Below are 13,060 nucleotides of genomic sequence, written 5' to 3' on the forward strand. Positions count from 1 at the left end.
GGGGGCGCGGCGGTCGCGGGCGCCGAGCCCCTCGTCGTCCGAGTCCGTCCACAGCGAGCCGTCGTACGGCGTGTCGGGGATCGGGACGAGGTCCGGACGCCTGGGCGCGTCCGGCGCGGCAGCCGCCGCCCGCAGCAGGGCGAGGCTCTCGCGCAGATGGTCGGCGTCGGTGCGGACCCGGCGGACCTCCAGGTCACCGCTGCCCAGCTGCTGCTCCAGCCGGGTCACCGTCCGGGACAGCTCGTCGAGGCTGCGCTGCACGGATGACAGATCGTCGTGCACGGACAAGACGTGACCTCACTTCCGTCGGACACGGCAGGGGAGCCGCCGGGCCGGTCTCGGGGGCGACGCTCATGCGCCTGAGAGTGTCGCGCGTCACACCGGCCGCTGGGAAGGGATGTGCAGCGATTGGCCGGGGCGTGTCGGTGCATCGCGGGTGGCGTTGCGCCGGACGGGTGAGCTTACGCAGCGTCGTCGCCGTGTCTCCCGGCGTCGCCGAACCGTTTCCCCTTCAGTGGCCGCATCCCCGTCCGGATACAAATGATCAACTTGAATACCGCAAATACCGCAAACGCGGCCTTCCGGAGGTAGCAGAGATGTCCCACGTCGGCGTCGGACCGCGCGCGGTGATGCGCTCGGTCGCCTTCCTCACCGCGGGTGTCCTCGCGGTTCCCGCGCTGGCCGGCTGCACCTCCGAGGACCCGGCCGGCAAGCCGCTCGCCGAACAGGACGTCGCCGCCGCGGCCCGCGCCCGGATCGCCGACGGCGGCACCCTGCGCTGGGCCGTGGACTCCGTGCCGGACACGCTGAACGCCTTCCAGTCGGACGCCGACGCCACCACGACCCGTGTCGCGCAGGCCGTGCTGCCCTCGATGTACCGGATGGACGAGACCGGCAGCCCGGTGCGCAACCCCGACTACCTGGAGTCGGCCGAGGTCGTCGACACCGAGCCCAAGCAGGTCGTGGTCTACAAGCTGAACCAGCAGGCCGTCTGGAGCGACGGCCGGGAGATCGGCGCCGCGGACTTCGCCGCCCAGTGGCGTGCGCTGTCCGGCAAGGACAGCGCCTACTGGACCGCCCGCAACGCCGGCTACGACCGCATCCAGAAGATCGAACGCGGGGCGAACGACCTGGAGGTGAAGGTCACCTTCAGCAGGCCCTACGCCGACTGGAAGGCCCTGTTCTCGCCGCTGTACCCGAAGGACGTCATGGGCACCCCCGACGCCTTCAACGACGGCGCGCGGCGGTCGCTCGAGGTCACCGCGGGGCCCTTCGCGGTCAAGAAGGTCGACACCAAGAGCGACCAGGTCGTCCTCACCGGCAATCCGCGCTGGTGGGGCGAGCCGGCCAAGCTGGACAAGATCGTGCTGCGTGCCGTGCCCCGCGACGAGCGCGTCTCCGAGCTGGTCGCCGGCGAGCTCGACCTCGCGGAGATCGACCCGGAGACCGCCGACGAGGTCACCCTGGCCGGGGCGCCCCGGGACCCGGCCACCGGCACGCCGCTCATGGGCCCGGAGGGCTCCCCGGCCCGCGGTCCGCAGGGCAGGTCCGCCGCCGAGGCGCTGCGCTCCTGGGCCGTCGCCAACGGCTCCGACGAGGACGCCGCCGAGGAGGAGATCCTCGCCCGCGAGGAGCGCCGCGAGGCGGCGGCGAAGGAACGGCGCCGGCAGAAGGCGCTGAGCGGCTTCGAGGTCCGCAAGTCGCTGGAGGCCGCCTACACCCAGCTCGCCCTCAACGGATCCGACGGCCCCCTCGCCGACGAACGCGTCCGCAGGGCCGTGGCCCGCGCCCTGGACCGCGAGAAGCTGGCGGAGGCGGTGCTGAAGCCGCTCGGCCTGCCCGCCGAGCCCGTCGGCAGCCACCTCGCCCTGTCCGGCCAGCCCGCCTACGCCGACGGCAGCGGCGCGCTGGGGCAGCAGAACGCCAAGGAGGCCCGGGCCCTGCTCGCGGACGCCGGGTGGGTGTCCGGCGGCCCGGTGAAGAAGGCCGACGAGGGGGAGAAGGCGGCCGGTGCCGAGAAGGACGAGAAGGGCGACAAGGACGAGAAGAAGTCCGACGGCGACGACGGCACGTACATCGTCGGCGAGGACAACAAGAACGGCGGGAGCGGCGACGGCGGGAACGACGACGCCAAGGACGACGCCAAGGACGGCGCCGACCGGGAGAGCGGCGAGAAGCTGAGCAGCGGCAAGAACACCGCGCAGGGCGGCGCCCCCGGCGCCTACGCCCCCAAGGGCACCGCGGCCCCGGCCGGCTCGGTTACGGCCCCGCTGGCCAAGGACGGCAAGGCGCTCACCCTGCGCTTCGTGCTCCCCTCGGGCCCCGGCTCCGAGGCCCTGCGCACCGTGGCCGACCGCATCACGGACATGCTGAAGGAGATCGGCATCGGCACCGAGATCACCAAGGTGCCGGACGAGAGCTACTTCAAGGACCACATCGCCGCCGGCGAGTACGACCTGGCGCTCTACTCCTGGCCCGCCTCCGCCTTCCCGGCCACCGACGCCCGCCCCATCTACGCCAAGCCCGTCCCGGCCGCCGACGGCTCCCTGAACGTCGCGCAGAACTACACCCGGGTCGGCACCGACCAGGTCGACCAGCTCTTCGACCGGGCCATGACCACGCTGGACCAGAAGGAGGCCCGGGACCTGCTGCGCAAGGCGGACTCGCGGATCTGGGCGGCGGCCGGCTCCATCCCGCTCTACCAGCGCCCCCAGCTGACGGTGGCCCGCGAGAACCTCGCCAACGCGGGGGCCTTCGGCTTCGAGACGCCGGTCTACGAGGACATGGGCTACCTCAAGAAGGGCGCCCAGGGCTCCCGGCCCTCCGCCCCGGCCGGGACCTCCGCGTCGTCCTCTCCGTCGTCCTCCTCGGGGTCCTGAACCCTCCCGGCAAGCCGCAGTCTCCGGAGCCCCGTACCATTGGGTGAGGCCGTGGCATGTACCGCCCGGCAGGCCCGCGTGACACGGACGTCCGCGACGGCCGTCCTCACACCCTCCGGGAGTACGCCTCATATGACCGCGTCCACAACGCGTCACGACATCCGCAACGTCGCCATCGTTGCCCACGTCGACCACGGCAAGACCACGATCGTCGACGGAATGCTCAAGCAGGCCGGTGCCTTCGCCGCGCACCAGCTCGAAGGCGTCGACGACCGCATGATGGACTCGAACGACCTGGAGCGTGAGAAGGGCATCACGATCCTCGCCAAGAACACGGCGGTGAAGTACCACCCGAAGGATGGCGGCGACGTCATCACCATCAACATCATCGACACCCCCGGCCACGCCGACTTCGGCGGCGAGGTCGAGCGCGGTCTGTCGATGGTCGACGGCGTGGTGCTGCTCGTGGACGCCTCCGAGGGCCCGCTGCCGCAGACCCGGTTCGTGCTGCGCAAGGCGCTCAGCCAGCGGCTGCCGATCATCCTCTGCATCAACAAGACGGACCGCCCGGACGCCCGGATCGACGAGGTGGTCAACGAGACCTACGACCTCTTCCTCGACCTGGACGCCGACGAGGAGCAGATCGAGTTCCCGATCGTCTACGCCTGCGGCCGGGACGGCGTCGCCTCCCTCACCAAGCCCGACGACGGCACGGTCCCGAGCGACTCCACCAGCCTGGAGCCGTTCTTCTCGACGATCCTGGACCACATCCCGGCGCCGACCTACGACGAGGACGCCCCGCTCCAGGCCCACGTCACCAACCTGGACGCCGACAACTTCCTCGGCCGCATCGCGCTGCTGCGCGTGCACCAGGGCGAGCTGAAGAAGGGCCAGACCGTCGCCTGGATGAAGCGCGACGGCTCCGTGCAGAACGTGCGGATCTCCGAGCTGATGATGACCGAGGCGCTCACCCGCAAGCCCGCCGAGAAGGCCGGCCCCGGTGACATCTGCGCGGTCGCCGGCATCCCGGACATCATGATCGGCGAGACCCTGGCCGACGTGGAGAACCCGGTCCCGCTGCCGCTGATCACGGTGGACGAGCCCGCGATCTCGATGACCATCGGCACCAACACCTCCCCGCTGGTCGGCCGCGGCGCCACCGGCAAGGGCGCCGACAACAAGGCGGTCGTCAAGGACCGCAAGGTCACCGCCCGCCAGGTCAAGGACCGCCTGGACCGCGAGCTGATCGGCAACGTCTCGCTCCGCGTCCTGGACACCGAGCGCCCGGACGCCTGGGAGGTGCAGGGCCGCGGTGAGCTGGCGCTGGCCATCCTGGTCGAGCAGATGCGCCGCGAGGGCTTCGAGCTGACCATCGGCAAGCCGCAGGTCGTCACCAAGGAGGTCGACGGCAAGACGTACGAGCCCGTCGAGCGCATGACGATCGACGTGCCCGAGGAGCACATGGGCGCCGTCACGCAGCTCATGGGCGTGCGCAAGGGCCGGATGGACAACATGTCCAACCACGGCTCCGGCTGGGTCCGCATGGAGTTCGTGGTGCCCTCGCGCGGCCTGATCGGATTCCGGACGGAGTTCCTCACCCAGACCCGCGGCACCGGCATCGCCCACTCCATCCACGAGGGCCACGAGCCCTGGTTCGGCACCCTGACGACCCGTAACAACGGCTCGCTGGTCGCCGACCGCTCCGGCGCCGTCACCGCGTTCGCGATGACAAACCTCCAGGAGCGTGGCGTGCTCTTCACGGACCCCGGCACCGAGGTGTACGAGGGCATGATCGTCGGCGAGAACTCCCGCGCCGACGACATGGACGTGAACATCACCAAGGAGAAGAAGCTCACGAACATGCGGTCGTCCTCGGCCGACTCGTTCGAGGCGATCGTCCCGCCGCGCAAGCTCTCCCTGGAGCAGTCGCTGGAGTTCTGCCGCGACGACGAGTGCGTCGAGGTGACCCCGGAGGCCGTTCGCATCCGCAAGGTGAACCTGGACGCGCGCGAGCGCGCCCGCGCCGCGAGCCGCGCCAAGCACGGCTGACCCGCCTGCCGCGCCGGCGGCACGCAGCGGAGCCCGGGTGCCCCCATCATGGGGGCGCCCGGGCTTTTTTCAACCGGTTTTCCGAGCGCCGGACACCCCTCTGTGACCTCCTGAGCACCCCCTTGTGTCCGAAACGCGGAGATCGACGCCCGATAGCCATGTAACACGTCCGTTTCGCGGTCTTCTCGTCCCGAACGGTTTGTCCAGATTTTGGAAGATCTACCCCGCAGCTGTGACTGAATTGAGATTTAAAGACGGTGGTCGGTTCTTCTGCTCATGGCAGATAGTTAGCCGCGTAACGCTCGGGTCAATGGGTCAAGGCGCTGTGGGGACAGTGCCCGACTCACGAGCACCAGGGGGTGACTGAGCTTCCGTCAGGGGTGTCGGAAGCCAGACGCACGCCCCCTCCTGTCGGTGAACACGTGGAGTCATGAGGAGGAGTCCCATGCGAGGTGTCACGAACACCAGGTGGGTCACACGGTCCGTCGCCCGCATCTGTGCACCGTCGGACGGCGACCGACTCTGAGGAGCGGGCCGGCCGCTGAAGTCCGGGCATCCGGCTACGCGCGTCCGGCTGCGGGTTTCCGGTGTCTTCCGGGACGTCCCGACGCTTCTTCATGATCCGTTCCGCGATGGCGCACACCCTGCGCCCGTCGCCGGTTCGGCACACCCACACCTGTGAAATGGGCGAATTGTGACAAGTCCGATCGACATTGAGGACGGCGGAACGGCAGCCGTCGCAGCCGACGCTCCGGAGCCCGTCAAGACGGAGGAGGCGAAGAGCCACGAAGGCCGCTCACCCGGGCAGTTGATGTGGCTCCGCTTCAAACGCGACCGCACCGGAGTCGTCTCCGCCTGCGTCGTGCTCCTCTACTTCGTCGTCTCCGCACTGGCGCCGCTCATCGCCAATGTGTACGGGAAGAACCCCTACACGCTGTACGCCCGGGAGCCCGAGTACCCCTTCCTCCTGGACGACTTCGCGATGCCCACGGGTTCCTTCGGCGGCATGTCGGGCGAGTTCTGGTTCGGTGTCGAACCCAAGCTGGGCCGCGACGTGTTCACCATGCTGCTGTACGGCATGCGCACCTCCCTCTACATGGCCGTGCTCGTCACCACGCTCTGCGTCGTCACCGGTGTGCTCATCGGGATGGTCAGCGGCTTCTTCGGCGGCCGCGTCGACTACTGGCTGGGCCGGGTCACCGACTTCTTCCTGGCCTTCCCGCAACAGCTGTTCTTCATCGCCTTCATGCCCGTCGTGACCGCGATGTTCGTCTCCCCGCAGGACGAGACCCCCACCTACCTCAGGGTCGTGGCCATCACCCTGGTGATGTGGTTCCTCGGCTGGATGGGCCTGGCCCGTCTGGTGCGCGGCTCGGTACTGACCCTGCGGGAGCGGGAGTTCGTGGAGGCGGCCAAGGTGTCCGGGGCCTCTCCCTGGCGCATCGTGCGCAAGGAGATCCTGCCGAACATCGTCACACCGATCCTGGTGCAGGCCACCTACATCCTCCCGAGCACGATCCTGTCCATCGCCTTCCTGTCGTACATCGGCGTGGGCTTCGTCGAACCGACCCCGGACTGGGGCCGCATGTTCGCCATCGGTGCCGACGTGTACGAGCAGGACCCGATGTTCATGTTCTTCCCAGGAGTGGCGCTGGTCGTCTTCGTCCTCTCCTTCAACCTTCTCGGCGACTCCGTCCGGGACGCATTCGACCCCAAGACCGGACGGTAACCGTCCATTGGTGGTGGGGGAGCTGCCACCCCCGTGCCGGGCTTCCGGACCGTCAGGCAGCACTCGTGGACAACTCTCGACAGGCAGGTGGATCGGCACTATGAAGCCCATCAGAACCCGCACCACGCGCACCACGCGCGCCATAGCCGTGGCCATCGTGGCCGGCACGCTGGTGCTGACCGGCTGCTCCGGCGACAACGACGGGGGCGGCGGCAAGGGCAAGAGCGACGCCAAGAACCAGAAGGACGCCGCCGAGCAGCAGGACCCGGTGGCCTACGGCGACGCCGCGGCCTCCAACGGTCCGGCCGAGGAGGTCCCCGGGGCGAAGCCCGGCGGCTTCATCAACGTCTACATGCAGTCGGACCTGACCCACATGGACCCGGGCCAGATCTACGTCAGCGACGCCGGCCAGTTCGCCAACCTGATCCACCGCGGCCTGACCAACTTCCAGGAGGACGACCAGGGCAACCTGACCGTCGTCGGCGACATCGCCACCGACTCCGGCCAGTCCTCCGACGGCGGCAAGACCTGGACGTACAAGCTCAAGGACAACATCAAGGACGACCAGGGCAACGCCATCACCTCGGCGGACGTCCGGCACAGCATCGAGCGCCTGTACTCGAAGGTGATCTTCGACGGTCCGACGTACATCCAGTCCTGGCTCTCCGGCAACGACTACCGCAAGGCGCTGCCGGACGGCCCGTACAAGGGCAAGCACCTGCCGGACTCGGTGCTGGAGACCCCGGACGACAAGACGGTCGTCTTCCACTTCTCCCAGCCGCGCCCGGACCTCCCGCAGGCCCTCGCCATGGCCGGCTACGCCATCGTGCCCGAGAAGCGGGACACGAAGGAGAAGTACGACGACGCCCCCGCGTCCCTCGGCCCCTACAAGATCGCCGAGTACAAGCCCGGCAAGTCCATGAAGCTGGTCAGGAACGACCAGTGGGACCCGAAGACGGACTCGGTGCGCCACCAGTACGTCGACGGCTACAACTTCTCCAGCACCATCGACCAGGCCAGCCAGACCAAGCGGCTGATCGCCGACCAGGGCGAGGCCAAGAACGCCATCCAGTTCACGGACCCGGTCGACGCGGCCCAGATGTCGACGGTCGTCAGCGACCCGGCGACGAAGAAACGTACCATCGCGGGCTACCAGGTCTACGTCTGGCAGATGAGCTTCAACCTGGACCGTCTGAAGGACAAGAAGGTCCGCGACGCGATCACCTACGCGATCCCGAACCAGTCCATGGTCCAGGCGGACGGCGGCCGCTACGGCGGCGAGGTGGCCGGCGGCCTGCTCGCGCCGACCCTGCCGAACTTCGACCCGAAGTACGACCCGTTCGGCAAGCTGAAGAAGCCCAACGGCGACCCGGAGAAGGCCAAGGCGCTGCTCAAGGAGGCGGGTGTCAAGGAGGGCACGAAGCTCACCTACGCCTACTCCAACACCCCGCGCGGCCAGGCCCAGATGCTCATCATCAAGGACGCCCTGGCGAAGATCGGCTTCGACGTCCAGGCCAAGGAGATCGACCGGGCCAGCTTCTACGAGCAGATCGGCAAGCTGGACAACCCGTACGACCTCTACATGACCGGCTGGGGCCAGGACTGGCCCAACGCGTCCACGGTCATCACCCCGGTCTACGACGGTGAACTGGTCGCCGACGGCGGGTCCAACTACTCGCACATCGACGACGCGCAGGTCAACGCGCTGATCAAGAAGGCGCTGACGCAGCAGCCGGAGGAGGCGGCCAAGACCTGGGAGAAGGCCCACCACCGCATCGTGGAGGACATCAACCCGGCGGCCCCGGTCTACTACTCCAAGCAGATCCAGCTCTACGGGTCGAACATCGGCGGTGCCCGGTACAGCAACGAGTCGAGCTACATCGACATCAACGACCTGTACCTGAAGCAGCCGTAGCCCGCCGGCCCGGCTGACCGCGGGGGTGCGCGCCAAGCGGAGCGCGACGGAGCGCACCCCCGCGGAGGTCCTCCTCACCTGCCGCCGCGTTCCCGAAGAGAGCATCCACCTGCCATGCTTCAGTTCCTCGTTCGCAGGTTGATCGGCGCATGCGTGATCATCTTCCTGATCGGCGCCTTCACCTTCTTCCTGTTCTACACGATCCCCCAGGACTTCGCCGAGCTGTCCTGCGGCAGAAACTGCACCCCGCAGAACATCGCGGTGATCCGCGAGAACCTCGGCCTCGACAAGCCCATCACCTCCCAGTTCTGGGAGTTCATGGCGGGCATCGTGAACGGCCGGGACTTCACCCAGGGGCACTGCTCCGCGCCGTGTCTGGGGGTGTCCTTCGACACCGGAGAGTTCGTCTGGGACTCGATCCTGGACCGGTTCCCGCTGACGCTCTCCCTGACCCTCGGCGGCCTCGTCATCTTCCTGTTCCTGGGGCTCGGCTCGGGTCTGCTGGCCGCCTGGAAGCGCGGCACCGTCGTGGACAAGGCCGTCAGCGGTGCCTCGATCGTCCTCAGCTCGTTCCAGATCTACTTCCTCGGCCCGATCGTCCTCGGCATCTTCGTGTACCAGTCGGGGATCATGGACAACCCGAAGTACGAGCCGTTCACGGAGAACCCGATCGCCTGGATGGTCGGCATGATCATCCCCTGGTGCGTGATGGCCACCATCTTCACCGCCCAGTACACCCGTATGGCGCGCTCGACCATGATCGAACAGCTTCAGGAGGAGCACGTCCGCACCGCCCGGGCCAAGGGCATGAAGCAGCGCTACGTCTTCTTCCGCTACGCCTGGCGCGGTTCGCTGATCCCGATCGTCACCATTCTCGGCGTGGACCTCAGCGCGCTGCTGTCCGGGGCGGTGGTCACGGAGTTCACCTTCGACCTCGCCGGCATCGGCCGCCTCGCGGTCGACTCGTCGCTGACCAAGGACCTGCCGGTGACGATGGGCGTGATGCTGTTCGGGGCCTTCTTCATCCTGCTCCTGAACATCGTCGTGGACCTCGCCTACGCCTACATCGACCCGCGCGTGCGGCTCAGCTAGGAGAACTCCGTGAGTACTTCGACCAGGACCGAAGGCGCCGCGGCCCCGACCGGGCCGGATTCCTTCTTCTCGGTCCGCGACCTCCGGGTGCGGTTCTCCACCGAGGACGGCGTCGTCAAGGCGGTCGACGGCCTGTCCTTCGACGTCGAACGCGGCCGGACCCTCGGCATCGTGGGGGAGTCGGGCTCCGGCAAGTCCGTCACGAACCTCACCGTGCTCGGCCTGCACAACCCCAAGACGACCACGGTCGACGGCGAGATCGTCCTCGACGGCAAGGAACTGGTCACGGCGACCGAGAAGGAGCTGGAGAAGCTCCGCGGCAACAAGGTCGCCATGATCTTCCAGGACCCCCTGACCGCGCTGTCGCCCTACTACACGGTGGGCCGGCAGATCGCCGAGCCGTACATGAAGCACACCGGCGCCTCCAAGAAGGAGGCGCGGGCACGGGCGATCGAGATGCTGACCAAGGTCGGCATCCCGCAGCCCAAGGTCCGTGTGGACGACTACCCGCACCAGTTCTCCGGCGGTATGCGCCAGCGCGCGATGATCGCCATGGCCCTGGTCTGCGACCCCGACCTCCTGATCGCCGACGAGCCGACCACCGCCCTGGACGTCACCGTCCAGGCGCAGATCCTGGACCTGCTCAAGGACCTCCAGCAGGAGTTCGGCTCGGCCATCGTCTTCATCACCCACGACCTCGGCGTCATCTCCGACATGGCCGACGACCTGCTCGTGATGTACGCGGGACGGGCCGTGGAGCGCGGCAGCGCCGCCGAGGTGCTGCGCAGCCCGCGGCACCCCTACACCTGGGGCCTGCTCAGCTCGATGCCGCGCCTCGGCGGCAGCCTCGACCAGCCGCTCAGCCCGATCCCGGGCTCGCCGCCCAGCATGCTCAACCCGCCGTCCGGCTGCCCCTTCCACCCGCGCTGCGCGTTCACGGACGAGGTGGGCGGCGACCGGTGCGCCACCGAGCGTCCGCCGCTCGGCGAGGGACGCGCCGCCGCCTGCCATCTGACGGCGGAGCAGAAGCAGACCCTCTTCATCGACAAGATCCAGCCCCGGCTGCGTTAGGGAGACCGAGACATGAGCGACGACGTCACGCTTCCCGCGCAGCAGGGCTCCGCCTCCGCCTCCGCCCCGTCCGAGGTGCTGCTGAAGGTCGCGGGCCTGACCAAGCACTTCCCGGTCTACGGCGGCTTCCCGATCAAACGCAAGGTCGGCGCCGTCCAGGCCGTGGACGACGTCGACCTGACCGTCGGCGCCGGCGAGAGCGTCGGTCTGGTGGGCGAGTCCGGCTGCGGCAAGTCCACCACCGGGCGGCTCATCACCCGGCTCATGGAACCGACCGGCGGGCGGATCGAGTACGCGGGCCGGGACATCACCCACGCCTCACGCAGGCAGCTCGCGCCCGTCCGGTCCGAGATCCAGATGATCTTCCAGGACCCGTACTCCTCGCTGAACCCCCGGCAGACCGTCGGCACGATCATCAAGTCGCCCATGGAGGTCAACGGGATCAACCCCAAGGGCGGCCGGGACACGAAGGTCCGCGAGCTGCTCGAACTGGTGGGTCTCAACCCCGAGCACTTCAACCGCTTCCCGCACGAGTTCTCCGGCGGCCAGCGCCAGCGCATCGGCGTCGCCCGCGCCCTGGCCCTCAACCCGAAGCTGATCGTGGCCGACGAGCCGGTCTCCGCGCTCGACGTGTCCATCCAGGCACAGGTCGTCAACCTGCTCCAGAAGGTGCAGCAGGAACTGGGCATCGCGTTCCTCTTCATCGCCCACGACCTCGCCGTCGTACGGCACTTCTCCCAGCGCGTCGCGGTCATGTACCTCGGCAAGGTGGTCGAGGTCGGCGACCGGGTCTCCATCTACAGCAGGCCCCGGCACCCCTACACCCACGCCCTGCTGTCGGCGGTCCCCGAGGTGTCGACGATCGACGAGCCGGAGGACCGTGAGCGCATCCGCCTCGCCGGCGACGTCCCCTCGCCGATCCTGCCGCCCTCCGGCTGCCGCTTCCGCACCCGCTGCTGGAAGGCGCAGGACAAGTGCGCCAGCGAGGTGCCGCCCCTGGTCCGCATCGACGGCAACCACGAGGGCCACCTGACCGCCTGCCACTTCCCGGAGCAGCCGACGACCGCGGCCCGCGACGAGGACATCGTCCTGGACCCGGCGCTGACCGCGCTGGAGGACACCGGGAAGGACTGAACCGGCACCGCGGAGAAGACAGACCGAGGGCCCGCGCCTGGGGAGGCGCGGGCCCTCGGCTTCCCTGGAAGCGGACGGGTCCGGGCTCGGGTCAATGGGCCTTGGACGGTCCCTTCCGTGGGCGGTGCCGACAGAAAAGGGGTGTTGTCAGGCAGCCGCCCCGGGGCTCTTGGTGAGACGGGGCGAGGCTACGTCATCCGTCTCGGGGTAGTGACAGGCGGTCAGGTGACCGGCCTTGTTGCCCTCCACCTGGACCAGCGGCGGAGCCTCGGACGCGCACTTCTCCGTCGCCTTCCAGCAGCGGGTGCGGAAGCGGCAGCCCGAGGGCGGGTTGATCGGCGAGGGCACGTCGCCGACGAGCCGGATGCGCTCGCGGGGCGTGTCCTCCACCGTGGCCTCGGGCACGGCGGAGAGCAGGGCGCGCGTGTAGGGGTGACGCGGGTTCTCGTAGAGGTCGTCGCGGTCGGCGATCTCCATGATCTTACCCAGGTACATGACCGCGACGCGCTGGGAGAAGTGCCGTACGACGGCCAGGTCGTGGGCGATGAAGACGAACGCGATGCCCAGTTCCCGCTGCACCTTCTGGAGCAGGTTGACGACCTGGGCCTGGATGGACACGTCGAGCGCGGAGACCGGCTCGTCGGCCACGATCAGCTTCGGGTTGAGGGCCAGGGCGCGGGCGACGCCGATGCGCTGGCGCTGGCCGCCGGAGAACTCGTGCGGGAAGCGGTTGAAGTGCTCGGGGTTGAGACCCACGATCTCCAGCAGCTCGCGCACGCGGTTCTCCCGGCCGCCGGCCGGGTTGATGTTGTTGATCTCCATCGGACCCGCGATGATCTTGCCGACCGTCTGGCGCGGGTTGAGGGACGCGTACGGGTCCTGGAAGATCATCTGGATCTCGGACCTGATCGGCGCGAGCGCCCTGCGCCCCGCGTGCGTGATGTCCTGGCCCTGGTAGACGACCTTGCCGCCGGTGGGCTCCAGCAGGCGGGTGATCAGCCGGCCGGTGGTCGACTTGCCGCACCCGGACTCGCCGACCAGGCCCAGGCTCTCGCCGGCGCCCACGGTGAAGTCGAGGCCGTCCACGGCCCGGACCGCACCGACCGTGCGGGAGATCGGGAAGCCGCCCTTGATCGGGAAGTGCTTGGTCAGGCCGCTGACGTCCAGGAGCGTTTCCGCGTTGCTCATGAT

Annotated in this window: 9 protein-coding genes; 7 read left to right on the forward strand and 2 right to left on the reverse strand. The window is 68.8% G+C overall.

Annotated features, from left to right (window positions below):
• A partial coding sequence (locus tag Sco07f_RS27530; RefSeq protein WP_007444465.1) for an Rv0250c family protein occupies positions 1–288 on the reverse strand: 288 nt, incomplete at its 3' end.
• A gap of 308 nt (positions 289–596) precedes the next feature.
• On the opposite strand from Sco07f_RS27530, the gene Sco07f_RS27540 reads away from it, so the two are divergent.
• The 7 genes from Sco07f_RS27540 to Sco07f_RS27570 all read left to right on the forward strand — a co-directional run bounded on the left by Sco07f_RS27540 (position 597) and on the right by Sco07f_RS27570 (position 11,869).
• Positions 597–2,879 carry an ABC transporter family substrate-binding protein gene (locus Sco07f_RS27540; protein WP_108989500.1) on the forward strand — a complete coding sequence of 761 codons (2,283 nt, stop codon included), beginning with the start codon at positions 597–599 and terminating at the stop codon, positions 2,877–2,879.
• 132 nt (positions 2,880–3,011) lie between these two features.
• The gene (gene typA, locus Sco07f_RS27545) at positions 3,012–4,928 is read left to right on the forward strand and encodes a translational GTPase TypA (RefSeq protein WP_054099124.1); all 1,917 of its coding nucleotides are present in this window, start codon (positions 3,012–3,014) and stop codon (positions 4,926–4,928) included.
• A gap of 694 nt (positions 4,929–5,622) precedes the next feature.
• The gene (locus tag Sco07f_RS27550) at positions 5,623–6,657 is read left to right on the forward strand and encodes an ABC transporter permease (protein WP_042825091.1); all 1,035 of its coding nucleotides are present in this window, start codon (positions 5,623–5,625) and stop codon (positions 6,655–6,657) included.
• A gap of 100 nt (positions 6,658–6,757) precedes the next feature.
• The gene (locus tag Sco07f_RS27555; RefSeq protein ID WP_054099123.1) at positions 6,758–8,572 is read left to right on the forward strand and encodes an ABC transporter substrate-binding protein; all 1,815 of its coding nucleotides are present in this window, start codon (positions 6,758–6,760) and stop codon (positions 8,570–8,572) included.
• A gap of 114 nt (positions 8,573–8,686) precedes the next feature.
• Positions 8,687–9,664: an ABC transporter permease gene (locus tag Sco07f_RS27560; protein ID WP_007444491.1), complete on the forward strand. Its 978-nt coding sequence runs from the start codon at positions 8,687–8,689 to the stop codon at positions 9,662–9,664.
• 9 nt (positions 9,665–9,673) lie between these two features.
• On the forward strand, positions 9,674–10,735 hold the full coding sequence (locus Sco07f_RS27565; RefSeq protein WP_007444492.1) for an ABC transporter ATP-binding protein: 1,062 nt from the start codon (positions 9,674–9,676) through the stop codon (positions 10,733–10,735).
• 12 nt (positions 10,736–10,747) lie between these two features.
• A complete protein-coding gene (locus Sco07f_RS27570) occupies positions 10,748–11,869 on the forward strand; it encodes an ABC transporter ATP-binding protein (RefSeq protein WP_087789641.1) in 1,122 nt (373 codons plus the stop codon).
• 147 nt (positions 11,870–12,016) lie between these two features.
• Here the strand turns inward: Sco07f_RS27570 and Sco07f_RS27575 are convergent, their stop codons facing one another.
• Positions 12,017–13,057: an ABC transporter ATP-binding protein gene (locus tag Sco07f_RS27575; RefSeq protein WP_007444466.1), complete on the reverse strand. Its 1,041-nt coding sequence runs from the start codon at positions 13,055–13,057 to the stop codon at positions 12,017–12,019.
• Between the last annotated feature and the right edge of the window lie 3 nt (positions 13,058–13,060).

The sequence above is a fragment of the Streptomyces coelicoflavus genome (assembly GCF_003112555.1).
GTDB classification, from domain to species: Bacteria; Actinomycetota; Actinomycetes; order Streptomycetales; family Streptomycetaceae; genus Streptomyces; species Streptomyces coelicoflavus.